Origin of the sequence: Micromonospora carbonacea, from assembly GCF_014205165.1 — a bacterium.
GTDB classification, from domain to species: Bacteria; Actinomycetota; Actinomycetes; order Mycobacteriales; family Micromonosporaceae; genus Micromonospora; species Micromonospora carbonacea.
On the sequence record NZ_JACHMZ010000001.1, the window covers coordinates 6,144,236 to 6,167,816 of the forward strand.

The 23,581-nt window shown below is 74.9% G+C and carries 24 protein-coding genes; 15 read left to right on the forward strand and 9 right to left on the reverse strand.

Annotated elements, in window-relative coordinates; all coding sequences use genetic code 11:
• Positions 1-29 precede the first annotated feature (29 nt).
• Positions 30-1,511, reverse strand: coding sequence for a leucyl aminopeptidase family protein (locus tag HDA31_RS25585; protein WP_178063266.1), 1,482 nt, complete (start codon positions 1,509-1,511; stop codon positions 30-32).
• Positions 1,512-1,652: 141 nt separating this feature from the next.
• A complete protein-coding gene (locus tag HDA31_RS25590; RefSeq protein ID WP_007455245.1) occupies positions 1,653-1,820 on the reverse strand; it encodes a DUF3117 domain-containing protein in 168 nt (55 codons plus the stop codon).
• 190 nt (positions 1,821-2,010) lie between these two features.
• Here HDA31_RS25590 and HDA31_RS25595 point away from each other — a divergent pair, with 190 nt between their 5' ends.
• Genes HDA31_RS25595 through HDA31_RS25610 form a run of 4 tightly spaced genes read left to right on the forward strand, consistent with a single transcriptional unit; the run spans position 2,011 to position 6,234 of the window.
• Entirely contained in the window at positions 2,011-2,829 is an 819-nt protein-coding gene (locus HDA31_RS25595; protein ID WP_178063265.1) for a PaaX family transcriptional regulator, read from the forward strand.
• A complete protein-coding gene (locus HDA31_RS25600; protein WP_178063264.1) occupies positions 2,826-3,617 on the forward strand; it encodes an enoyl-CoA hydratase/isomerase family protein in 792 nt (263 codons plus the stop codon). The genes HDA31_RS25595 and HDA31_RS25600 overlap by 4 nt, the downstream gene beginning before the upstream one ends.
• 58 nt (positions 3,618-3,675) lie before the next feature.
• The gene (locus tag HDA31_RS25605) at positions 3,676-4,974 is read left to right on the forward strand and encodes a DUF1800 domain-containing protein (RefSeq protein WP_074477042.1); all 1,299 of its coding nucleotides are present in this window, start codon (positions 3,676-3,678) and stop codon (positions 4,972-4,974) included.
• An 18-nt stretch (positions 4,975-4,992) separates the two neighbouring features.
• On the forward strand, positions 4,993-6,234 hold the full coding sequence (locus tag HDA31_RS25610) for a DUF1501 domain-containing protein (RefSeq protein WP_178063263.1): 1,242 nt from the start codon (positions 4,993-4,995) through the stop codon (positions 6,232-6,234).
• Positions 6,235-6,244: 10 nt separating this feature from the next.
• On the opposite strand, the gene HDA31_RS25615 is transcribed toward HDA31_RS25610, so the two are convergent.
• The 4 genes from HDA31_RS25615 to HDA31_RS25630 form a co-directional block, all read right to left on the reverse strand.
• Positions 6,245-6,940, reverse strand: coding sequence for a hypothetical protein (locus tag HDA31_RS25615; RefSeq protein WP_178063262.1), 696 nt, complete (start codon positions 6,938-6,940; stop codon positions 6,245-6,247).
• Between the two features lie 13 nt (positions 6,941-6,953).
• Positions 6,954-7,535 (reverse strand): DNA-3-methyladenine glycosylase I, encoded by a 582-nt coding sequence (locus tag HDA31_RS25620; protein WP_178063261.1) that lies wholly within the window; start codon positions 7,533-7,535, stop codon positions 6,954-6,956.
• A gap of 158 nt (positions 7,536-7,693) precedes the next feature.
• On the reverse strand, positions 7,694-8,191 hold the full coding sequence (locus HDA31_RS25625) for an SRPBCC family protein (RefSeq protein ID WP_178063260.1): 498 nt from the start codon (positions 8,189-8,191) through the stop codon (positions 7,694-7,696).
• Positions 8,188-8,739 carry a DivIVA domain-containing protein gene (locus tag HDA31_RS25630; protein WP_178063259.1) on the reverse strand — a complete coding sequence of 184 codons (552 nt, stop codon included), beginning with the start codon at positions 8,737-8,739 and terminating at the stop codon, positions 8,188-8,190. The genes HDA31_RS25625 and HDA31_RS25630 overlap by 4 nt, the downstream gene beginning before the upstream one ends.
• Before the next feature lie 234 nt (positions 8,740-8,973).
• Here HDA31_RS25630 and folP point away from each other — a divergent pair, with 234 nt between their 5' ends.
• Positions 8,974-9,843: a dihydropteroate synthase gene (gene folP / locus HDA31_RS25635; RefSeq protein ID WP_074477037.1), complete on the forward strand. Its 870-nt coding sequence runs from the start codon at positions 8,974-8,976 to the stop codon at positions 9,841-9,843.
• A 63-nt stretch (positions 9,844-9,906) separates the two neighbouring features.
• Here the strand turns inward: folP and HDA31_RS25640 are convergent, their stop codons facing one another.
• Complete coding sequence (locus HDA31_RS25640; RefSeq protein ID WP_043961720.1) at positions 9,907-10,284, reverse strand: NADH-quinone oxidoreductase subunit A; 378 nt, start codon at positions 10,282-10,284, stop codon at positions 9,907-9,909.
• Positions 10,285-10,411: 127 nt separating this feature from the next.
• On the opposite strand from HDA31_RS25640, the gene HDA31_RS25645 reads away from it, so the two are divergent.
• From HDA31_RS25645 to HDA31_RS25655, 3 genes are all read left to right on the forward strand, one after another.
• Positions 10,412-11,818: a hypothetical protein gene (locus tag HDA31_RS25645; RefSeq protein ID WP_178063258.1), complete on the forward strand. Its 1,407-nt coding sequence runs from the start codon at positions 10,412-10,414 to the stop codon at positions 11,816-11,818.
• Between the two features lie 259 nt (positions 11,819-12,077).
• On the forward strand, positions 12,078-13,922 hold the full coding sequence (locus HDA31_RS25650; RefSeq protein ID WP_074477035.1) for a 2-oxoacid:acceptor oxidoreductase subunit alpha: 1,845 nt from the start codon (positions 12,078-12,080) through the stop codon (positions 13,920-13,922).
• Positions 13,915-14,949: a 2-oxoacid:ferredoxin oxidoreductase subunit beta gene (locus tag HDA31_RS25655; protein ID WP_178063257.1), complete on the forward strand. Its 1,035-nt coding sequence runs from the start codon at positions 13,915-13,917 to the stop codon at positions 14,947-14,949. The genes HDA31_RS25650 and HDA31_RS25655 overlap by 8 nt, the downstream gene beginning before the upstream one ends.
• Before the next feature lie 93 nt (positions 14,950-15,042).
• On the opposite strand, the gene HDA31_RS25660 is transcribed toward HDA31_RS25655, so the two are convergent.
• The gene (locus tag HDA31_RS25660; protein WP_074477033.1) at positions 15,043-16,059 is read right to left on the reverse strand and encodes a potassium channel family protein; all 1,017 of its coding nucleotides are present in this window, start codon (positions 16,057-16,059) and stop codon (positions 15,043-15,045) included.
• Between the two features lie 205 nt (positions 16,060-16,264).
• Between HDA31_RS25660 and HDA31_RS25665 the strand changes: the two genes are divergently transcribed.
• Positions 16,265-16,906 (forward strand): helix-turn-helix domain-containing protein, encoded by a 642-nt coding sequence (locus HDA31_RS25665; RefSeq protein ID WP_178063256.1) that lies wholly within the window; start codon positions 16,265-16,267, stop codon positions 16,904-16,906.
• A gap of 138 nt (positions 16,907-17,044) precedes the next feature.
• Positions 17,045-17,641, forward strand: a complete 597-nt coding sequence (locus HDA31_RS25670; RefSeq protein ID WP_074477031.1) for a ClpP family protease — start codon at positions 17,045-17,047, stop codon at positions 17,639-17,641.
• A gap of 262 nt (positions 17,642-17,903) precedes the next feature.
• Here the strand turns inward: HDA31_RS25670 and HDA31_RS25675 are convergent, their stop codons facing one another.
• Positions 17,904-18,260 (reverse strand): winged helix-turn-helix transcriptional regulator, encoded by a 357-nt coding sequence (locus HDA31_RS25675; RefSeq protein WP_074477030.1) that lies wholly within the window; start codon positions 18,258-18,260, stop codon positions 17,904-17,906.
• Between the two features lie 158 nt (positions 18,261-18,418).
• Between HDA31_RS25675 and HDA31_RS25680 the strand changes: the two genes are divergently transcribed.
• From HDA31_RS25680 to HDA31_RS25700, 5 genes are all read left to right on the forward strand, one after another.
• On the forward strand, positions 18,419-19,267 hold the full coding sequence (locus HDA31_RS25680) for an SDR family oxidoreductase (RefSeq protein ID WP_178063255.1): 849 nt from the start codon (positions 18,419-18,421) through the stop codon (positions 19,265-19,267).
• A 117-nt stretch (positions 19,268-19,384) separates the two neighbouring features.
• Positions 19,385-19,603, forward strand: a complete 219-nt coding sequence (locus HDA31_RS25685; protein ID WP_074477028.1) for a hypothetical protein — start codon at positions 19,385-19,387, stop codon at positions 19,601-19,603.
• Positions 19,604-19,724: 121 nt separating this feature from the next.
• On the forward strand, positions 19,725-20,996 hold the full coding sequence (locus tag HDA31_RS25690) for an ROK family transcriptional regulator (RefSeq protein WP_246384361.1): 1,272 nt from the start codon (positions 19,725-19,727) through the stop codon (positions 20,994-20,996).
• Positions 20,997-21,013: 17 nt separating this feature from the next.
• On the forward strand, positions 21,014-21,874 hold the full coding sequence (locus tag HDA31_RS25695) for a LacI family DNA-binding transcriptional regulator (RefSeq protein WP_178063253.1): 861 nt from the start codon (positions 21,014-21,016) through the stop codon (positions 21,872-21,874).
• A gap of 74 nt (positions 21,875-21,948) precedes the next feature.
• Positions 21,949-23,502 (forward strand): cellulase family glycosylhydrolase, encoded by a 1,554-nt coding sequence (locus HDA31_RS25700; protein ID WP_178063252.1) that lies wholly within the window; start codon positions 21,949-21,951, stop codon positions 23,500-23,502.
• The last annotated feature ends 79 nt before the right edge of the window (positions 23,503-23,581 follow it).

Genomic DNA, 23,581 nt, shown 5'->3' on the forward strand with positions numbered 1-23,581 from the left:
AGCCGCCCCCGCCGCCGGGGAGGCGCACGTCACCCGAGGGTGGCCAGCCAGCGCAGCAGGCCGCGCACCCCCCAGCCGGTGGCGCCCCGGGTCAGCTCGGCGGCGTCGCCGTCGGCCCACGAGGGCGCGGACATGTCGACGTGCAGCCAGCGCTGCCGCAGGTCGCCGGTGAACTCACGCAGGTAGAGCGCGGCCAGCACCGACCCGCCGCCCTGGTTCGGGGCGCTGTAGAGGTCCGCCACGTCGCTGCCCAGGTATTCGACGTAGTCGGCCGGCAGCGGCATCCGCCAGGCCGACTCCCCCGCCGCGTCGATCGCGGCCAGCACGTCGGCGGCCAGCTCGTCGTTGTCGGAGTAGAGCGCGCCGGTGCGCTTGCCGAGCGCCACCATGTTCGCCCCGGTCAGGGTCGCCAGGTCGATCAGCAGGTCGGGCTTGAGCTCGGCGACGGCGTACGCCAGCGCGTCGGCGAGCACCAGCCGCCCCTCGGCGTCGGAGTTGGTGGTCTCGCTGGTCACGCCGCCGTAGTGGGTGATCACGTCGCCGGGGCGGAACGCCGACCCGCTGACCGCGTTCTCCGCCAGCGGCGTCAGGGTGGTGATCCGGACCGGCAGCCGCAGCGCCGCCGCGCCCAGCGTGGCGGCCACGACGGCGGCGGCGCCGGCCATGTCCTTGCGCATCAGCTTCATGGCGGGCACCGGCTTGATGGAGATGCCGCCCGTGTCGAAGGTGATCCCCTTGCCGACCAGGACGACGTGGGTGCGCGCGTCGGCGGGGTGCCAGTCCAGCTCGACCAGGCGCGGGCCGCTGGCGGAGCCGCCGCCGACGGCGAGGATGCCGCCGAATCCCTCGGCGGCCAGTTCGTCTGGCTGCCGGACCCGCAGGCGCAGGTCGGGGCGGCCGGCCGCGGCGGCCTCGACCTGCTCGGCGAACCACTGCGGGTCCTTCACCGAGGACGGGGTGTTGGTCAGGTCCCGGGCCAGGCGGGTCATCCGGGCGGTCACCTCGGCCCGTTCGACCGCGTCCGCGTAGGCGGCGGGGTCGCCGACGGCGACGTCGACGCCGCTCAGCGCCGGCGTCTCGCCGGCCTCGGTGAGCCGGAAGCGGTAGGACGCCAGCAGCAGCCCCTCGACGAGGCCGCGCACCGCGTCGGGCGCGGCATCGACCGGCATCATGATCGTGAGATGTGTCTCACCGGACGCGGCGCGGGCCAGCGCCGCCCCCGCCGCCCGCCATCCGGCCTCGTCGCCGTCGCCGGCGCCGGCCCCGACCAGCAGCAGCCGCGCCGGGACCCGGCCCGGCCGCAGGTGGACGTGCGCCTCGCCGGCCCGCCCGGTGGCCCGGGCCGCCGGGACCAGGGCGGCGGCCTCGGCCAGCACGTCGTCGGCGAGCGCCGGCAGGCCGGGCAGCAGCACGGCCCGCGCCGCCCCGTCCCCGGCCACCCCGGCGGGTCGGATGGGCAGGGCCAGGGCGTCGGGCCGCTCGGGCCCACCCACCAGACGGATGGCAAGCACGCTGGAACGACCTCCAGATGGGTCGGAAGAGGGCCCGGACGCGACCGGGCCCAGGGCGAAGCCCTGAGCCACCGGCGGGGCCGGTGGCTCAGGGAGGTGTGAACCGCCCGCGCGGCAACCGCCGCCCGGACCGTGCCTCGGTCAGCCGGCGGCTGCCTTCAGTGCGTCACCGAGCGCGTTGGCCTCGTCGGGAGTCATCTCGACGACGAGCCGGCCACCACCCTCCAGCGGGACCCGCATGACGATGCCCCGGCCCTCCTTGGTGACTTCCAGCGGACCGTCGCCCGTCCGCGGCTTCATCGCCGCCATGTCGTCTCCCCTCAGACCTGCAACAGGGTCGGTGGGTTGCCCCACAGCCTCTTCGCCATCACCCACCGCGACGTGCACGGCGGGGTCGACCAACGATTTTCCCTGATGAACACCGCCGGACCCAAACCGAAGAGGCATTGATGTAACAGGACCTAGCTTATCTTGAGAAGGCCTGTCACAATGTGCGGTCATGCAGGCACGGTCGGCACTCTTCGACCTGTACGGCGACCACCTCCGACCCCGGGGCGGCCGCGCACCGGTCGCCGCCCTGGTCAGGTTGCTCGCACCGCTCGGGATCGCCCCGCCGGCGGTGCGCACGGCGGTCAGCCGGATGGTTCGCCAGGGCTGGCTCGACCCCCTCCGGCTGGCCTCGGGGCCGGGCTATTCGATCACACCGAAAGCCGCGCGGCGACTCGACGAGGCGGCCGCCCGGATCTACCGGACAGGCCGGGTCAGCTGGGACGGACGGTTCGACATGCTCGTCCTGGACAGCCCCGCCTCCCGCCGGGAACGGCAGCGGCTCGCCGCCAACCTCAGCTTCCTCGGCTACGGCTCCCTCGACGAGCAGACCTGGGTGGCCACCCGGCCGGCGGAGGACGTCGACGTCCTGCTCGACGAGGCCGGCGTGCGGTACGAGCGGTTCACCGCCGCGCACACCGCCGGCACCCCGGGCGCGATGGGCGTGGTCCGCCGGGCCTGGGACCTCACCGAGATCGGGCACGCCTACGAGCAGTTCGTCGCCGAGCAGCGCCCCCTGCTGGCCGCGGTCACGGTGCGCAGCGACGACGAGGAGGCGTACGCGGCCCGGTTCCGGCTCGTGCACGCATGGCGTACCTTCCTGTTCCGGGACCCGCAGCTCCCACCGGCGCTGCTGCCCGAGCGCTGGCCCGGCACCGCCGCGGCCAGTTTCTTCGACCGGCACGCCACCCGGCTGCGGCCGGCCGCCGACCGGTACGTCGAGCAGTGCCTCGACGCCACCAACCGTGAGAGAAGGGTCGTCAAGACGTGACCGAGCCGCTGCTCGTCGACCGCACCGACGCCGTCGTCACCCTGACCCTCAACCGACCGACGGCGATGAACGCGCTCGACGTGGCGCTCAAGGAGGCGCTCCGGGACGCCCTGGCCGAGCTGGAGTCCGACCGGTCCTGCCGGGCCGTGGTGCTGGCCGGTGCGGGCGGCTCGTTCAGCGCCGGCCAGGACCTGCGCGAGCACGTGCAGGTCCTGGAGTCGCCGGGCGTGAACCCGGTGGACACCGTCCGGGCCCACTACAACCCGATCGCCGCCCGGCTGGCCAACCTGCCGAAGCCCGTGGTGGCCGCCGTGCGGGGGATGGCCGCCGGGGCCGGGGCGTCGCTGGCCTTCCTGGCCGACTTCCGCATCGGTGGGCCGAAGACCCGGTTCCTGATGGCCTTCGCCGGGGTGGGGCTCGCCGCCGACACCGGCGCCTCCTGGACCCTGCCCCGGCTGGTCGGTCACGCCAAGGCCGTCGAGCTGCTGATGCTCGCCGAGCCGGTCGCCGCCGACGAGGCCAGCCGGCTGGGCCTGCTGACCCGCCTGGTCGACGACGACGAGCAGGTGCTGCCGGCCGCTCAGGAGCTGGCCGCCCGGCTCGCCGCCGGCCCGACCGTCGCCTACGGGGCGATCAAGCGGCAGCTCTCCATCGCCGACGCCGGCACCCTCGCCGACGCCCTGGCCGCCGAGGCGCAGGCCCAGTCGATCTGCGGGGGCACCGCCGACCACCGCGCCGCCACCCTGTCCTTCGTCAACAAGCAGCCGCCGGTCTTCGAGGGCCGCTGAACGCTGCCCGGACCTCGTCCTTACCGTTCTCGAACACCGGCTCCGTACGGTCGGTGTCATGGCTGATCGGGAAGCGGTGGCGCACCTGCTGCGGCGGGCGACCTTCGGGCCGACCGCCGACGAGGTGGACGCCGCCGAGCGGGCCGGCCTCGCGGCGACGCTCGACGCCCTGCTCGACCCCCCGGGCCCGGACCGGGGGGCGGCGGCGACACCGCCCCCGGCGCTCGGTGCCGACCCGCACGCCGGGATCACCCGGCAGTCGAGCCGTGAGCAGCGGCAGCAGGCCAACGAGCGGCGGCGGGAGCAGGTGCTGCGCGTCACCGGGTGGTGGCTCGACCGGATGGTCGCCGCCGACGACGGGCTGGGCGAGAAGCTGCTGTTCTTCTGGCACGGTCACTGGGCGACCAGCGTCCGCAAGGTGCGCTCCGCGCCGCTGATGCTCGGCCAGCTCGCCACCCTGCGCCGGCACGGCCGGGGACCGCTCGGCCCACTGGTCGAGGCGATGGTGCGCGATCCGGCCCTGATCCTCTGGCTCGACGGGCAGAAGAACACCCGGGCCGCACCGAACGAGAACCTGGCCCGGGAACTGATGGAGCTGTTCACCCTCGGCGTCGGCAACTACGCCGAGGCCGACGTGAAGGCCGGCGCGCGGGCGCTCACCGGCTGGGTGGTGGACCGGCGCACCGGGGCGGCCCGGTTCGAGCCGCGCCGGCACGACGCCGGCGCGAAGACGATCCTGGGTCGCACCGGCCCGTTCGACGCCGCCGGGTTCGCCGCGCTGCTCGCCGGGCAGCCGGCCGCCCGGGAGTTCGTCGCCCGTCGGCTCTGGTTCCGGTACGCCGGCCCGGAGACGCCCGCCCCGGCCGGGCTCGCCGGCCCGGACACCCTCGCCACGCTGCGCGCCGTGCTCACCGCCGGCGAGTTCGGGCGGACCGCCGGCACGCTGGTGAAGCAGCCGGTCGAGTGGGCCGTCGGCGCGCTGCGCCAGCTCGGCGTCCGGCCGTCCCGCCTGTCCGAGCAGCGGCGGCGGCAGCTCCTCGCCGGCCTCACCGCGCTGGACCAGGTGCCGCTGCGCCCGCCCAGTGTGGGTGGCTGGCCGGCCGGCGTGGCCTGGCTGACCACCTCGTCGTTGCAGGCCCGGCTGCGGCTGGCCGACCTGCTGGCCGGCGTCGCCGCGCCCACCGTGCTGGACCGGCTGGCCGCCGCGCCGGCCGCCGGCCGGCCCGATGCCCTGGCCCGGCTGCTCGTCGTCGACGCGTGGAGCGCACGCACGCGGGCCGCCCTGGACCCGCTGGCCGGCCAGCCGCGCAAGCTCCTGGCCGCCGGGCTGGTCAGCCCCGAGTACACCGTCAGCTGAGCGGGAGGAGACGAGACGATGGACAGGCTCACCCGACGCCGCTTCCTCGTCGCCAGCGGGGTGGTCGGCGCGACCGCCCTGGCGGCCGGCGCCACCGCGTACACGCTCGACGACCTGCTCGCCACCGCCGGGGACGCCGACCCGGACGCCCGCACCCTGGTGCTGGTCACCCTGTACGGGGGCAACGACGGGCTGAACACCGTCGTCCCGTACGCCGACCCGGCCTACGCCGCCGCCCGCCCGGAGCTGGCCTACCGGGCGGAGGAGGTGAAGCGGCTCGACGATGCCGTCGGGCTGAACCCGGCGCTGGCCGGCCTGCACGGCCTGTACGCCGCCGGCCGGCTCGCCGTCGTCCGGGGCGTCGGCTACCCGAAGCCGGACCGCAGCCACTTCCGGTCGATGGACATCTGGCACACGGCCGAGCCGGAGCGGCCCGGCAGCACGGGCTGGCTGGGCCGCTGGCTCGACCGGGCCGGCGGGGACCCCCGGCTCGCGGTGTCGTTCGAGCCGGCGCTGCCGCCCCTGCTCGCGGGGGCCCGCAGCGCGGGCGCCTCGGTGCCGGTGACCGACCGCGGGGCCGCGCGGGGCCTGCCGGAGCCGGCGCTGGCCGCCCTCGCCGCCGCCCAGCCCGGCGAGTCCGTGGCGCGGGCCCGCGCCGCCGCCTGCTTCGCGGACCTGCGTTCGGTCGACGAGCTGATCCAGGGGGTACGCGACACGACCGGCGCGGCCGAGGACGACCCGGACGGCGAGCAGGCCCCGGCCACCGCCACCGGGGGCGCGCGGACGCCGCTGGAGGCGCAGCTCGACCTCGTGGCCCGGTGCGTGGAGGCCGGCGTGACCACCCGGGTCTTCTCGGTCTCCCTCGGCGGCTTCGACACGCACGCCGACGAGCGGCAGCTCCAGGAGGTGCTGCTCGGCCAGGTGGACCGGGCGCTGACCGGCTTCGCCGAGCGGATGGCCCGCAGCGAGGCCGGGCGGCGGGTGGTGGTGGCGGTCTACTCCGAGTTCGGCCGCCGGGTGCATGCCAACGCCTCCGACGGCACCGACCACGGCACGGCGTCCGACGTGCTGCTGCTCGGGGCGGGGGTGCGCGGCGGGCTGCACGGCGAGCCGCCGAGCCTGACCGAGCTCGACGACGGCGACCTGAAGTTCACCACCGACTTCCGGGACGTCTACGCGGCGCTCCTGGCGCAGGTGCTGCACACCGACCCGGCCGAGGTGCTGGACGGCTGGTCGGGCCGCCTGGGCGCCGTCTGGTGACCGGCGCGGGTCAGTCCTCCTCCGGGTCCTGGTTGGCCTCGGCCCCCAGCACGAACGCCTGCATCGCCAGCTCGTCGCCGGACGGCGAGACGAAGGCCGGCAGCTCGCGGGGCCCCAGGTCACGCACGTAGGACCAGAACAGCCGGACGGCCTCCGCCGGGGTGGCCGCCTCGATCGGGAGGTCCAGGCTGACCAGCCAGGACCGGCGGGCCGGCGGCGGGCCGAGCCGTGCGACCAGCGCCCGGTAGGCGTCGGCGGGCAGCGCGCTGACCGGCCCGTCGAGCGCCAGCCCGTCGGCCGGCACCGGCTCGTCGAAGACCCGCCGGGTGTACGCGACCACGAACGCGCCGGACGCCGGGTCGGACTGCGGGTCGTCCGGGTCCTCCCGGCGCTCGGCGGTCGCCCGGGCGACCCGGCCCAGGGCCACCAGCCGCAGCGGGCCCTCGGTCAGCACGGCCACGGGGTCGCCCGGCCGGGGACCGGCGGCGGCGCCCCCGGCCCCGGCGGCAGTGGTGACGGTGGCCCCGGCGGGATCGTCAGCCGTGCCGACGGCGGTCAGCCCGGTCAGCTCCAGCGTGTCGTGGTGGACGAGCCGCTCGGCGTCGTAGCGGCCCGGCGGGAGGAGCACGGCCCAGGCGGTGACGCCCCGCCCGCCGTCGGGCCGGACGGGGACCGTGCTGTCGGGGCGGTCGTCGGTGTCGGTCATGGGGTCGATCCCATCACGCCGGCGACGGGCCGGTGACGTGGCAGCCGGCCAGGTGGTCGTCGACCATGCCGGTGGCCTGCATGAGCGCGTAGGCGGTGGTGGGGCCGACGAACCGGAACCCGCGCTTCTTCAGCGCCTTGGCCAGCGCGGTCGACTCGGGGGTGAGCGCCGGCACGTCGGCGAACGAGGCCAGCCGGGCGGCCCGGGGCGCCGGCGCGTGGGACCAGAGCAGCGCGGAGAGCCCCTCGGGCAGCTCCAGGGCGGCCCGGGCGTTGGCGACGGCCGCCTCGATCTTGGCCCGGTTGCGCACGATGCCGGCGTCGGCCAGCAGCCGGGTCACGTCGGCGTCGCCGTAGGCCGCCACCGCCTCGATGCGGAAGTCGTCGAAGGCCAGCCGGAACGCGGGGCGCTTGCGCAGGATGGTCAGCCAGGACAGGCCCGACTGGAACGCCTCCAGGGTCATCCGCTCGTAGAGCGCGTCGTCGCCGCGCAGGGGCCGCCCCCACTCCCGGTCGTGGTAGGGGAGGTAGTCCGGGGTGCTCGCCCCCCAGGCGCAGCGGGCCAGTCCGTCCGCGCCGATCACCAGGTCAGTCACGGCCCACACGTTAGCCGCAGCCGCCGGCCGGGCAAGGGCGCCCGGGCGTGGTGGCGGTATCCGCCCCCTCGGGACCCCGCCAGGTCGGCGACCTGGCGGTAACGCCCCGGCCGCACCCGACCCGGACCCGCCCGCACCGGGCGGCGCGGTGGCGGTCGTCAGGGCAGGCAGCCCTGCTCGACCAGCCGGCCGAACTTCTTCAACGCCTGGGTGAGGCTGACCTTGGACCCGGGCCAGAGCACCGGCCACGCCACCCGCCCGGCCGCGCCGCCCGGCACGTGGAACCACTCGTGCCAGACGACCTGGGTGCGCCCGCCCTCGATCTGGGTGCAGCGCAGCACGCCGGGGCCGCGCAGCAGGCGGCCGCAGTGCACCACGCCGATCTCGTACGGCGCGTCGACCCGGACCACCCGCATCTCGTCGCGCAGCACCGCCGGCCCGAGCGAGGTGACCGCCTCCACGAGGCTGCCCTCGCCGCCGTCGCCCTCGACGACCCGGACGGTGGTGAACGGGATCCAGTCGGACTGTCGTTCCCAGGCCAGCAGCCCGGCGAACACCCGCTCGGCCGGGGCGTTGACGATCACCGTGGCGGTGACCTCGCCCGCGCCGGGCTGGGCCGCCTCGCGGAGGCCCTCGGCGTCCGCCGAGCCGGTCACGCCGGCTCCGACCGGACGGGGTGGTCGGTCGCCTCGCGGTCGCCGGCCTCGGGGGCGGCGGCGGTCACCGTGAGGTCGGCTCCGGTGGCGGGGACGGTGGCCGGGGCGGCGGCACCGGTGGTGTCCGCGCCGGTGGGGGCAGCAGCCGCGATGGGGGCGTCGGCCCCCGCGGCCTGCTCGGCGGCGGCAGCGGCGGCCTGCTCGCGGGTGTGCCGCAGCGCGTCGGCGTCGGCGACCCGTCCCTCGCGCAACGCGGTGACCTCCGCCTCCAGCACGCCGATCAGCTCGGACTTGTACCCGATGTCGTAGGCCGCCCGGCGCAGCGCCTGGTCGACCTGGGACATCCGGTACCCGCGCGGCGCCGTGTCGAAACGGACGCCCCCCACGTCGGACTCCCGCAGCGGCCGGCTGACCGGCAGCGGGACGGCCCGCCCGTCCGGCTCGACCGGCGCGAGGCCGGGATCGCGACCGGTGACCAGCACCGTCGCCCCGAAGACCACTGCCGCGACGGTGAGCGCGACGACCAGCGTGAGCAGCACCTGACCCATGCAAGAGATCGTGGCACGCGAACGGGCCCGGAGCGACCCCGCCGGGCGGTCCTCCCACAGATCGGTGCGGATCTGTGCCGTCGTACCGCCAGGAAGGATCACCGGACGACCCGCTAGCGTCGGGGGGCGGCCGGGTCGCCCGGCCGGCTACGGAGGACCGGCGGCCGCGGAATCGGCGGCCGCGGAGACCGGTGGCCGCGACGGATCGGCGGCCGCGGGAGATCGGGAGGCGACATGGCCGGGGCGCTTCGGCTCGGCAGCCGGACCTTCGCGCCGGGCGAGCTGGTGGTGATGGCCATCGTCAACCGCACGCCCGACTCGTTCTTCGACCGGGGGGCGACCTTCGCACAGGACAGCGCGCTGCGCGCGGTGGAGCGGGCGGTGGCCGAGGGCGCGGAGATCATCGACATCGGCGGGGTCAAGGCCGGCCCCGGCGACGAGGTGGACGTGGCCGAGGAGATCCGCCGCACGGTGGACACGATCTCCGCCGTGCGGGCCGCCTTCCCGGACGTGGTCATCTCCATCGACACCTGGCGGGCCGAGGTCGCGGTGGAGGCGGTCGCGGCCGGCGCGGACCTGCTCAACGACACCTGGTCGGGGGCGGACCCGGCGCTCGCCCGGGTCGCCGCCGAGACCGGGGCCGGGCTGGTCTGCTCGCACGCGGGCGGGCTGGAGCCGCGCACCCGCCCGCACCGGGCGGCCTTCGCCGACGTGGTGGCCGACGTGGTCGCGACGGTCACCGGCCTCGCCGAGCGCGCGGTCGCCCTGGGGGTACGCCCCGACGGCGTCCTCATCGACCCGGCGCACGACTTCGGCAAGAACACCCGGCACTCCCTGGAGATCACCCGTCGGCTCGACGAGCTCTCCGGCACGGGCTGGCCGCTGCTGGTGGCCCTGTCCAACAAGGACTTCATCGGCGAGACGCTGGACCTGCCCGTGGCCGAGCGGCTGGAGGGGACCCTCGCGGCGACCGCGCTGTCGGCCTGGCTGGGCGCGCGGGTGTTCCGTGCCCACCAGGTGGGGCCGACCCGGCGGGTGCTGGACATGGTGGCGTCGATCCGGGGCGACCGCCCGCCGGCCGTCACCCGGCGCGGGCTGGCCTGACCGTCGACCCCCGGTGCCCCGCCGGCCCCGGCAGGACCGCCGGCCCCGACCGGGCGTCGGCGCTCAGGTCCAGCGGAGGATGTTCTTGCGCCAGGCGTAGAGGATGCCCAGCGCCAGCACGCCCACGAAGACGCCCATCTCGGCGACCGTGACGAGCCCGAAGCCGGGCCGGTCGAAGACCACCGCCCACGGGAAGAGGAAGACCGCCTCGACCGCGAACAGCACGTAGAGGTAGGCGTACACGTAGTAGCGGATCTGCATCTGGGCCCAGTCGCCGCCCACCGGGTCGAGGCCGCACTCGTAGCCGGCCCGCTTGCCGGGCGGGTCCGCCGGGCGGGCGGGACGCAGCACCCGGTTCGCGGCGAACGCCACGACGAAGAAGAGGGCGGCGGCGAGCAGCAGGAGCCCGAGCGTCGCGTACGAGCCCAGGTAACCGGTCACGGTGGGTCAGCCTACCGTGCCGGTACCGGAGCACGTTACGAAACTGTTTCCCAGCGAGACTAGTGCCGCCGGGCAACTGTTACCGACCATTGAACCGTCACCGACTGTCGGCGGAGGAGTGGCCCGCGTGGACGTACGCCCCGTTCGGCGGGCAGCCGACCGACGCCGGGCGGCGCTGCTCGCCGCGTCCGTGGCGGTCGGGCTGCTCGTCTCGGCGGCGGGGCCGCCCGGCGGGGCCACGGCCGCGCCGACGCCGGCCCGGGCGGCCGCCGCGTCGGCGGACCCTCCGGCGGGACCGGCCGGCGACCCCGGCGAGGAGACCCCACCGGTCGAGCCGACGCCCGCCGAGCCGTCGCCCACCGAGGCGCCGCCGACCCTGCCCCCGCCGGAGACCACCGCCCCGGCCCCCACGCCCACCGGGCCGCCGCCCAGCACGCCCGCCGAGCCCGCCGGCCCGCCCGCCACCACGGCCGCGCCCCCGACCACCGCCGGGCCGCCGGCCCCGACCACCACCCCGCCGGCACGCACGTCGGCCCCCGGCCCGGACGCGCCGGTGTCGGGCCGCCTCGGCGTGTGGGTGGGCACCGACGACGTCGTGCTGACCGACGCGTACTGGAACGCGGCCGACACCACGACCACGCTGCGGATCACCGTGGCCAACACGGGCGACGTCGCGGAGCAGGTCCGGCTCTCGTACACCCTGCCGGCCGGGCTGACCGACGCGGGCACCGCCGGTTGCGCGCCGACCGACGGCGGCGGGCACCTCTGCGGGGCGTGGACGGCGGCGGCCGGCGCGCGGTTCAGCGCGCTGCTCTCGGTGCGGGTCGACGGCGACGCGTGGCGACGGATGCCGCTCAGCGGCGCGGTGCGGGTGAGCGCCACCGCCCCGGGGGTGGCCGGGGCGGTCGACGACAACGAGGGATTCGCGGTGCTCTTCCCGCCGGGCCCGCCGGTGCCGGGCATCGCGCTGCGGGCCGACGGGGTCGCGTTCGACATCAGCGGGAGCGCCAGCGAGCTGGGCGTCCGGCTGAGCAACACCGGAGAGGTCGACGCGGACGGGCGGATCGACGTGGTCCTGCCCGACGGCGTCACGGTCCCGGCCCCGCCGGCCTTCTGTGCCGCGCTGAGCGCCACCCGCACCAGGTGCGACGTCGGCGCGGTGCGGGCCGGCGGGGCCGCCACCCTGCGGCTCACGGTCAGCGCGACCGCCGAGGCGCAACGCGACGCGCCGCTGTCCGGCGCCGTGGTCGGCCGCCTCGATCCGCGCAGCGGGCTGGCCCGGCAGGTGCAGATGAGCTTCCGGATCACCGCGGCGGCCGCGATGGCCACCCCGGCCGCGACGCCCGCCCCGGCCGGATCCCAGGGGGTGCTCACCGCCGCGGGGGCCGGGCGGCACCCCGACGGCGGGCTCAGCTCGGCGCAGCGCGGCGCGGTCGCCCTGATCGTGATCTCGGTGCTGCTGGTGGTGCTGGCGCTCGCGCTGGCGACCGTCTCGCTGCGCCGCCGGCTCACCGGCCCGCCCGGCGACCGGTGATTCTGATTACGGCGGGCGGGGCAAACAACCACAAACCCTGACGTAAGCGCCCGGAATCCGTTCCCAGTCGGCGGACCACTGGGCAAGCTCGACATCTCATCCGACGTAGGCTCTCTGGTAGGAACCCAGACCGGACCGGACCACCCACGGGGCGGTGCGGGGCAGCGCTGTGTCAAGGAGGTCATGTGGCCGGGCAAGGCGAGGTCACCATCATGTTCAGCCGCCCGCGCGACCGCGCCGAGCGAAGCGAGGGGCAGGCGTGACGAAGCAGATCCGTCAACTCGACCGGGTGGTCATCCGGTTCGCCGGCGACTCCGGCGACGGCATGCAGCTGACCGGTGACCGGTTCACCTCGGAGACGGCCCAGCTGGGCAACGACATCTCCACGTTGCCCAACTTCCCCGCCGAGATCCGGGCCCCCGCCGGGACCCTGCCGGGCGTGTCGAGCTTCCAGGTGCACTTCGCCGACTACGACATCCTCACCCCGGGCGACGCGCCGAACGTGCTGGTCGCGATGAACCCGGCCGCGCTCAAGGCCAACCTGGCCGACCTGCCGCGCGGCGCGGACATCATCGTGAACACCGACGAGTTCACCAAGCGCAACCTCGCCAAGGTGGGCTACCAGGCCAGCCCGCTCGACGACGACTCCCTCGACGGCTACGTGGTGCACCCCGTCGCGCTCACCTCGATGACCGTCCGGGCGCTCGCCGACCAGCAGGTGTCCAAGAAGGACGCCGAGCGGGCCAAGAACATGTTCGCCCTGGGCCTGCTCTCCTGGATGTACTCCCGGCCGTACGAGTCGACCCTGCGCTTCCTGGAGCGCAAGTTCGCCAAGCGCCCCGAGCTGGTCGCGGCGAACGTCGCGGCGTTCCGGGCCGGCTGGAACTTCGGCGAGACCACCGACTCCTTCTCGGTCCGGTACGAGGTGAAGCCGGCGAAGATGGTGCCGGGCACCTACCGCAACATCACCGGCAACGCGGCGCTCTCGCTCGGCCTGGTGGCCGCGGGCGTCCGCTCCGGCCTGCCGGTGTTCCTCGGCGCCTACCCGATCACCCCGGCGTCGGACATCCTGCACGAGCTGAGCAAGCACAAGCGGTTCGGCGTGATCACGATGCAGGCCGAGGACGAGATCGCCGCGGTCGGGGCGGCGCTCGGCGCGTCGTACGGCGGGATGCTCGGCATCACCACCACCAGCGGCCCCGGCGTGGCGCTCAAGAGCGAGACGATCTCCCTCGCGGTGGCGCTGGAGCTGCCGCTGGTCATCGTGGACGTGCAGCGGGCCGGCCCGTCGACGGGCATGCCCACCAAGACCGAGCAGGCCGACCTCAACATGGCCCTGTACGGCCGGCACGGCGAGGCCCCCGTCGCGGTGATCGCCCCGAAGTCCCCGTCGGACTGCTTCCACGCGGCCATCGAGGCGGCCCGGATCGCGCTGACCTACCGCACCCCGGTGCTCCTGCTCTCCGACAACTACGTCGCCAACGGCTCCGAGCCGTGGCTGCTGCCCGACGTGGAGTCCCTGCCCGACCTGCGGGTCGAGTTCGCCACCGCGCCCAACGGCGACGACGGCACGTTCCTGCCCTACCTGCGCGACCCGCAGACCCTGGCCCGCCCGTGGGCCATCCCGGGCACGCCGGGGCTGGAGCACCGCATCGGCGGCCTGGAGAAGGCCGACAAGACCGGCGACATCTCCTACGACCCGGCGAACCACGACTTCATGGTGCGCACCCGGGCGGCCCGGATCGAGGCGATCCCGGTGCCGGACGTCGAGGTGGAGGACCCGGACGGCAACGCCCGGCTGCTGGTGCTGGGCTGGGGCTCGACCTACGGCCCGATCGGCGCCGCCTGCCGGCGGCTGCGCCAGCGCGGCCTGTCCGTCGCGCAGGCCCACCTGCGGCACCTGGCCCCGATGCCGGCCAACCTCGGCGAGGTGCTGCGCTCCTACGACCGGGTGGTCATCCCCGAGATGAACCTCGGCCAGCTCGCCCAGGTGATCCGGGGCAAGTACCTGGTCGACGCCATCGGCTACAACCAGGTCCGCGGCCTGCCGTTCACGGCCACCGAGCTGGAGACGATGCTGGAAGAGGTCCTGAAGAATGTCTGAGCCCGTCGCCCTCAAGCTCACCGCGAAGGACTTCAAGTCCGACCAGGAGGTGCGCTGGTGCCCCGGTTGCGGTGACTACGCGATCCTCGCCGCCGTGCAGCAGTTCATGCCGGAGCTGAACATCCCCCGGGAGCGGATCGTCTTCGTCTCCGGCATCGGGTGCTCGTCCCGGTTCCCGTACTACATGAACACCTACGGGCTGCACTCGATCCACGGCCGCGCCCCGGCGATCGCCACGGGCCTGTCGGTGTCCCGCCCGGACCTGTCCGTGTGGGTCGTCACCGGCGACGGCGACGCGCTGTCGATCGGCGGCAACCACCTCATCCACGCGCTGCGCCGCAACGTCAACCTGAAGATCCTGCTGTTCAACAACAGGATCTACGGCCTGACCAAGGGGCAGTACTCTCCGACGTCCGAGGTCGGCAAGATCACCAAGTCGACGCCGGCCGGTTCGGCCGACGCCCCGTTCAACCCGATCTCGCTGGCCCTGGGCGCGGAGGCGAGCTTCGTCGGCCGCACCATCGACTCCGACCGCAAGCACCTCCAGTCGGTGCTGCGGGCCGCCGCCGAGCACCAGGGCTCGGCGTTCGTGGAGATCTACCAGAACTGCAACATCTTCAACGACGGGGCGTTCGACCAGCTCAAGGAGCCGGCCACCCGCGACGACTTCCTGATCCGGCTGGAGCACGGGCAGCCGATCACGTTCGGCGCCGACGGCCGGTTCTGCGTCGTCCACCCGCCGGGCGGCTTCGGCCTGGAGGTGCGGGAGACGGCGTCGGTCCGCCCGGAGGAGATCGTCGTGCACGACGCGACGGTCGCCGACCCGGCGTACGCGTTCGCGCTGTCCCGGCTGCCCGGGCTCGACCTGAGCAACACCCCGATCGGCGTGTTCCGCTCGGTCGACCGCCCGTCCTACGACAGCGTGGTCCAGGCCCAGGTCGAGGAGGCGAAGGCGAAGGTCACCGAGACCCCGGAGCAGCAGCTCGCCGGCCTGCTGGGCAGCGGCGACACCTGGACGATCCTCTGATCCGTCCCCGTGCGGGGGCGACCCGTCAGGCGAGCGAAGGGCCCGTCACCGAATGGTGGCGGGCCCTTCGTCGTGAAGAAGCGCGGCGGGCGGTCAGCCCGGCGTGCCGGCGGGCTGGGGCCGGTCGTCGCGGACGTGCACGAGCATGTCGCCGGTCTCGATGACCGCGCCGGCCCGGTCGGAGAGCGTGACCACCTTGCCCCGGCGGACCAGCGCGATGACCAGGGCGTCCAGCTCGCGCGGGGAGCGGCCGACCTCGTCGCGCTCCGCCGAACGCATGGCCAGCGCCATGCCCTGCCCCGGGGTCAGCAGATCCTCCACCACGTCGATCAGCGGCGGCGCGGAGGTGGACAGGCCGAGCAGCCGGCCCGCCGTGGCGGAGGAGACGATCACGTGGTGGGCGCCGCTCTGCTTGAGCAGCGGCGCGTTCTCGGCCTCGCGGGCCGCCGCGATGATCCGCACCTGCCCGGCGGTGAGCTGCCGGACGGTGAGCGCGACCAGCACCGACGCGTCGTCGCTGTCGGTTGCGATGATCACCGCCTTGGCGTTGCGCACGTGCGCCTCGTTGAGCACCGAGGAACGGGTGGCCGACCCCTCGATCGCGACGAGCCCCGCCGAGGTAGCCTGCCGCAGCGACGCCGGGCTGCGCTCGACCACCACGATCCGGGACTTGTCGAGGCCGTTCTCCAGCAGCGCCGAGACCGCGCTGCGGCCCTTGGTGCCGTAGCCGCAGATGATGACGTGGTCCTTCACGCTCTTCCTCCACCGCGTCAGACGACGGCCGGTCCGGTACTGCTCGGTCAGGACTTCCAGGGTGGTGCCGACCAGGATGATCAGGAAGAGCACCCGGGCCGGGGTGACGAACAGGACGTTGACCAGCCGGGCGGACGGTGCCGCCGGCGTGATGTCGCCGTACCCGGTGGTGGAGAGGGAGACCACCGCGTAGTAGAAGCAGTCGAGGAGGGTCAGGCCGTCCTCGTTGACGTCGCGGTAGCCGTCGCGGTCGAGGTAGACCGCGGTGACGACGGCGAAGACCAGGCCCAGGGCGGCGGCCAGGCGCAGGCTCAGCGCGCTCAGCGGGCCCCGCCGCTGCGCGGGAAAGTGGATCACCGCGGGACCTGCTCCGCCTCCGTCGCCTGCACGTGCACAACATAGCGGGTGCGCGCCCGACCGGCCCGGCAGCCCGGGACAACGCCGGTGGTCGGCAGCCGGTCGCCGCGCCGGGCGGCGTCGGCACCCGGCGCGGGCGGGGTGGGTGTGCCGCCCGCCGAACCGGCATGATGGGGGCAGGAGCGCCCACCAAGAGGAGGCCCGGATGTCGTTGCTGCGACGGGTGATCGGCGGCGTGCTGCGCCGGGTGCGGCAGCGTCAGGGCCGCACCCTGCGCGAGGTGGCCGAGGCGGCGGGGGTGTCCCTGCCCTACCTCTCCGAGGTCGAGCGCGGGCGCAAGGAGGCCAGCTCCGAGGTGCTGGCGGCGATCTGCCGCGCCCTCGGCATCGACCTGTCGGACCTGCTGGAGGAGGCCCGCGACGACCTGCGCCGGGTCGAGCGGCGGGTGCCCGCCGCGCCCCGGGTGGCCCTGGCCCGGCTGGACGAGGTGGTCCCGGTGGGCGGCGAGCCCGGCCCGCGCCTGCGCGTCGGCTTCCACGCCGACCCGACCGCGCCCCCGCAGGGCGGGCCACGGGTGGAGTGCCGGGAGCCGGTGGCCGCCGGCCGGGTGCTCCGGCTCGGCGGGGTCACCCCCAGCGCGGGCGGCCGGCTGCTGCACGTCGGCGGGGTGGGCCTGGGCGCGTCCGTGGTGTCCGTGGGCGGGGCGACGCCGCACCCCGGCCCGGCCGTCCACGTCCTGCCGGTCCGGCTGTTCGCGGCCGCGCCGCTGAGGCGTCCCGCCGCGCGTACCGTGCGGGCGCTGGCCCGGCGGCGGGGCCGGGCGGGCCGGCGGCTGACCGCCCGCTAGGCCCGGCCGGGTTCTGCCGTCGGCGGATCTGCCTCCGGCAGAAGCGCTGGGAACCGCGCGCCGGCAGGGCGGACGCTGGGTGGACCGGTTCCCCTGGGCGGAGTCCGTCGCCCGCCGGCAGCGTGGAGGTCGATCACGATGACCAGGTACGGCGTGTGGATGCGGGACGGCGGCCAGCCGTCCTTCGGCGACCAGGTGTTCCAGCGGTTGCTGCGGGAACGGATCATCTTCCTCGGCACGGAGGTCACCGACGAGTCGGCCAACCAGATCTGCGCGCAGCTCCTGCTGCTGGCGGCCGAGGACAGCGAGCGGGACATCTACCTCTACATCAACTCGCCGGGCGGCTCGGTCAGCGCCGGGATGGCCGTCTACGACACGATGCGGTACATCCGCAACGACGTGGCCACCCTGGCGCTCGGCATGGCCGGCTCGATGGGCCAGTTCCTGCTCTGCGCGGGCACCGCGGGCAAGCGGTACGCCCTGCCCCACTCGCGGATCATGATGCACCAGCCGTCGGGCGGCTTCGGCGGCACGGTCGCCGACATCACCATCCAGGCGGAGAACATGCTGCACGTCAAGCGCACGATGCAGGAGCTGATCGCCCGGCACAGCGGGCGCTCCCTGGAGCAGATCCAGCGGGACTCGGACCGGGACCGCTGGTTCACCGCCGAGGAGGCCCGGGAGTACGGCCTGATCGACCGGGTGCTCAGCCGGGTCGACCAGCTGGCGGCCTGACCGCGCCGGGCGGACCGGCGGGACCGGTGCCGGGTACGGCGGCGGCCCGGTGCTGGTGGGGCGCGGCCCGGTGGTGCCGGTGGGGCGGCGGCGGCCGGACACGCCCCCTCGATCCCCGTGTCCGACCTCCGACCCGGTGCAGCCTATGTCCGGAGTACGACCGGACGGGCGCTTCCGGAACGCAGCGCTTTGCAGCCGATTCCCGTTACATCGGATTCCCACCGGGCGCGCCGCCCAGCACCGGGCCGGCCCGGGTGGGCGCTCAGCCGGCGGCGTCGTAGCGGGCGCGGGCGGCCTCGACCTCGCCGAGGTGTGTCGTCGCCCATGCCTCCAGCCCGCCCACCAGGTCGAGCAGGCTGCGCCCGAGGCCGGTCAGCGCGTAGTCGACCCGGGGCGGGACGGTCGCGTACGCGGTGCGGGTGATCAGGCCGTCGCGTTCCAGGCCGCGCAGGGTCTGGGTGAGCATCTTCTGGCTCACCCCCTCGATGCGCCGGGCCAGCTCGCTGAAGCGCCTCCCGCCGTCGGCGAGGGTGAGGACGACGAGCACGCTCCACCGGTCGCCGATCCGGTCGAGGACCTGCCGGCTGCCGCAGTCGCGGGCGAAGGGAGTGGCTTCCATCCCAACACTCTCCATCAGTTAGTCCCTTACTTCAAGGTGCCTACTCTCCAACGGGAAGTGATGGCGGTTGCTTCCCGTTGCACCGGACGACGGATCGTCCGACCCGGAGCACACCCCCCGACCAGGGGATCGTCTCCGGCATCGAGAGGGAGCACACCATGTCCATCGTCGTCACCGGAGCCACCGGCCACCTCGGCGAGCTGATCGTCGCCGCGCTGCTGCGGCGGGGCGTGCCCGCCGGGGAGATCGTGGCGCTCGGCCGGGACGCCGGCAAGCTCGCCGGCCTCGCCGGACACGGGGTGGCCACCCGGCAGGTCGACTACACGGACCCCGGGTCGCTGCGCGCCGCGTTCGCCGGGGCCGACCGGCTGATGTTCGTCTCCGGCAGCGAGGTCGGGCAGCGCGTCGCCCAGCACCACAACGTCGTCGCCGCCGCCCGCGAGGCCGGCGTCGGGCTGGTCGTCTACACCAGCATCGCCAACGCCGACCGCTCCGGCATGATCCTCGCCGGGGAGCACCTCGCCACCGAGCGGGAGATCACCGCGTCGGGCCTGCCGTACGTGATCCTGCGCAACGGGTGGTACCTGGAGAACTACACCGACCAGCTCGCGACGTACCTCCAGTTCGGTGTGACCGGCGCGGCGGGCGACGGGCGGGTCAGCGCCGCGACCCGCGCGGACTACGCCGAGGCCGCCGCCGCGGCGCTCACCGGCGCCGCCGAGACCAACCGGGTGTACGAGCTCGGCGGCCCGGCGTTCACCCTGACCGAGCTGGCCGAGGAGGTGTCCCGGCAGACCGGCCAGGCCGTCGGCTACACCGACCTGCCGGCGGAGAAGCTCACCGAGGTGCTGGTCTCCGCCGGCCTGCCCGAGGGCTTCGCCGCCGTCCTGGCCGACAGCGACCTGGGCCTGGCCCGGGGCGAGCTGTACGTCGACGGCGACGACCTGGCGAAGCTGATCGGCCGCGAGCCGACCACCCTCGCCGAGGCGCTGCGCGCCGCGCGCTGAGCCGCCGCACGTGAGTCGCGGCGTCGGGCCGGCCGGGCCCGGGCCCGGCCGGCCCGTGCGAGATTCCCTCGCCGTCGCGGCTGCCGCCGCACCCGCGCCTGCTGGTACCGTCGCGAGGTGATCGTCGAGGAACACTGGTGGAACGGGGACGCAACCAAACGAGGGCGTCGCGACGTCTACATCCGCACCGATGGTCAGCGCTGGGAGGTCCAGGCGCAGATCGGTGGTGAGCACGGCCGCTCGAAGGTGCTGGAATGCTCCAGCCACAGCTCCGCGAGCATCCTCGCGGGGGCGTGGCGCGGAGGCAGCTCGGGCTGGCGCGAACTGCGACGCTGAGCGTCGCCCCCGACGGGGGACGGGCGGCCGGCCCCGCGCGCCGGCCGCCGGTAGGCGTGCGCGGCGGCAGCGGCGAACGCCTATGCTCTGCTGGGGATTCGGACGGCGTGACCGGGGAGCAGTGAGCGGACCGAGGGCGGACAAGCTGCCGCACGCGAGCAGCAAGGCCGCGGTGCTGGACGCCATCCGGGCAGCCGGCACGATCAGCCGGGTGGGCCTGATCAGCGTGACCGGCTTCACTGCGCCCACCATTTCCAACCTCGTCCGCAAGCTCATCGACGAGGGCCTGGTCGTCGAGACCGGCCACGCCGAGTCGACCGGCGGAAAACGGCGGGTCCTGCTCCGGCTCAACCACACCTCCCGGTACGCGGTGGGCGTGTGCCTCGGCCAGGGCGTCATGACGTACGTCCTGACCGATCTGACCGGGATCGTGGTGGCCCGGATCTCCCGGCCCGGCGTCGGCGTCGAGGCGCCCGCGACGGTCGTCTCCCGGATCGCGGCCGAGATACCGACCCTGGTCGACAGCGTCGGCGTGGACCGGGCCCGGTTGGTCGGGGTGGGGCTGGTCTTCCCCGGCCCGCTCACCGGCCGGGGGGTCGCCGGCCTGAACCCCGAGCTGCGGCACTGGCGGGAGTTCCCGCTCGGCGCGGCGCTGGAGCAGGCGACCGAGCTGCCGGTGGTGCTGGACAACGACGCCACAGCCGCCGCCCTGGGCGAACACTGGGCGGGCGGGTTCGGCACGGCGAGCGCCGCCGCCGCCCTCTACATGGGCAGCGGCCTCGGCGCCGGGCTGGTCATCGACGGGATCACCTATCGCGGACCGAGTGGCAACGCCGGCGAGCTGGGGCACGTCTGCGTGGCCGCGGACGGCCCGCCCTGCTGGTGCGGCGCGCGGGGGTGCGTGGAGGCCGTCGCCGGGCCCGCCGCCGTGGTCGCGGCGGGGCGGGCGGACGCCGGCCTGGCCCGGGCGCTCGGCCTCACGACCGGCGCCGGCCCCGCGGCGGTGGCCCGCGACTTCGCCGCGATCGGCCGCGCCGCCCGGCGCGGGGAGCAGCGGGCCCTGGCGCTGTGCGAGAGGTCCGCGCGGTACGTCGCGGCGGCCGCCCGCACCCTGGCCAACGTGATGGACCTGGAGGTCATCGTGCTGACCGGGCCGGGCTTCGCCGTCGCCGGCTCGGTCTACCTGCCCGTGCTCCGCCAGGAGCTGCACACGGTGTTCTCCCGCTCCGCGCACCCCGTCGACGTACGGCTGTCCCGGTCCGCCGCCACCGCGTCCGCCGTCGGGGCCGCCGCCCTGGTCCTGGAGTCCGAGCTGGTCCCGTTCCACCGCGGGCTCCGGGTGTCGGAGAGCCTCGACGGGGAGTTCGCGCCGCTGCCCGGATCGGCCCGCTGACCTGTGATGGGGGCGGAATGAGCACGACGAGCGCGGTCGGCCTGGTGCTCGCCCGGGCGCCCCGCCTGCTCGGCGCCGAGCCGTTCTTCATGGAGTTCATCTCCGGCATCGAGGAACGTCTCGCCGAGCACGGCCGGTCGGTGCTGCTGCACATCGTCGCCGACCACGCCGCCGAGATCGCCGCCTACCGCCGGTGGGCACAGCTCCGGCTGGCCGAGGCCGTGGTGCTGGTGAACCCGACCGCCGCGGACCCCCGGCCGGCGGTCCTGCGCGACCTGGGCCTCCCCGTGGTCGTGGCCGGCGAGCCAGCCGGCGACACCCCGGCCGTGCGGCGCGACGACGTCGGCTCGGTACGGGCGGCGGTCGCGCACCTGGCCGGCCTCGGGCACCGCCGGATCGCGCGGATCAGCGGGCCCGACAGCCTGCGGCACACCCGCACCCGCACGGCCGCGTTGCTGGCCGCCGCCGCCCCGGCCGGCATCGACGCCGTGGTCCTGACCGGCGACTACTCGGAGGAGTCGGGCGCGGCGGCGACCGTCCGGCTGTTGCGCGACGGCGACCCGCCCAGCGCGATCATCTACGACAACGACCTGATGGCGGTCGGCGGCCTGGAGGTGGCCAGGGAGCTGGGCCTGGCGGTCCCCCGCGACCTGAGCATGCTCGCCTGGGACGACTCCAGCCTGTGCCGCCTGTCCTCCCCGCAGCTCACCACGATGAGCCTCGACGTGCACGAGTTCGGCGCGCTGGTGGCCGCCTCCGTGCTCGCCCTGCTCGACGGCGAGCCGGTCCGGGAACGGTGGTGCCCCACCGAGACGGTGATCGCCCGGCACACCACCGGCCCCGCGCCGGCCGGGAAGCAGGGCCGGACGTCAGCTTGACTTAGTGAGGTAAATAAACAAAGCTCTTCGATGCGCTCCCATCGACGATCCCCTCTCGACCACGAGGAGATCAGATGAGACATCGTCATGCCCTGCTGGCCGTCGGCACCACCGCGACCCTGGTCGCCGCCGGCCTGGCCGGGCTCACCTTCCCCGCCTCGGCCGCGGCCACCGGCTGCTCCGTGGCATACACCGTGCAGAGCCAGTGGACAGGCGGGTTCAGCGGGAACGTCGCCATCACCAACCTCGGCTCCGCCCTCACCGGCTGGACGCTGACCTTCGACTTCCCGACCAGCGGCCAGCAGGTCACCCAGGGCTGGAGCGCCACCTGGTCGCAGTCCGGCACGAGCGTCTCGGCCGCCAGCCTGAGCTGGAACGGATCGCTGGGCACGGGCGGATCGACCACGATCGGCTTCAACGGCTCGTGGAGCGGCAGCAACCCCGTGCCGAAGTCGTTCGCGCTCAACGGCACGACCTGCACCGGCTCGGTGACCTCGCCGACCCCGGAGCCGACCACCACCCCGCCGCCGACGACCCCGCCGCCCACCACTCCCCCGCCCACGACCCCACCGCCCACCACTCCCCCACCCACGACCCCGCCGCCGACCGGGGCCGCGCCCGCGCTGAAGGTCTCCGGCAACCGGCTGGTGACGGCGAGCGGGGCGACCTACCGGCTGCTCGGAGTCAACCGGGCCAGCGGTGAGTTCGCCTGCGTGCAGGGCAAGGGCATGTGGGACAGCGGCCCCGTCGACCAGGCCTCGGTCAACGCCATGAAGGCGTGGAACATCCGCGCCGTGCGGATCCCGCTCAACGAGGACTGCTGGCTCGGCCTCTCCGGCTCGCCCAGCGGCGCGACGTACCAGCAGGCCGTCAAGGACTACGTGAACCTGCTCGTGGCCAACGGGATCAACCCGATCCTCGACCTGCACTGGACCCACGGGCAGTACACCGGCAACATCTCCGCCTGCGCCGACGTCAACGCCACCTGCCAGAAGCCGATGCCCAGCATGCAGCACACTCCGCAGTTCTGGACCGGCGTCGCCAACGCCTTCAAGGGCAACGACGCCGTGGTGTTCGACCTGTTCAACGAGCCCTACCCGGACGCCGCCAACAACTGGTCGGACATGGCTGCCGCGTGGCGCTGCCTGCGCGACGGCGGCACCTGCACCGGCATCACCTACGAGGTCGCCGGCATGCAGGACCTGGTCGACGCCGTCCGGGCCACCGGTGCCAGCAACGTCCTGCTGGTCGCCGGCCTGACCTGGACCAACGACCTGAGCCAGTGGCTCACCTACAAGCCGAACGACCCGCTCGGCAACATCGTGGCGTCGTGGCACTCGTACAACTTCAACGCCTGCGTCACCGCCTCCTGCTGGGACAGCCAGATCGGCGCCGTCGCCGCGCAGGTGCCGGTGCACGCCGGCGAGATCGGCCAGGACACCTGCGCCCACGACTACATCGACCAGGTGATGACCTGGCTGGACTCCAAGCGGATCGGCTACACGGCGTGGACCTGGAACCCGTGGGGATGCAGCGGCGGCAACGTCCTCATCCAGGACTACAACGGCACCCCGACCAGCACCTACGGTGAGGGCTACAAGGCCCACCTGCTCTCCGTGACCCCGTAACGACGACAGCGTCGCCGGCCGGTGCGCCCCGCGAGTGGGGGCGTACGGCCGGCGACGCGCGGGGTAGGCGAGCCCCTGT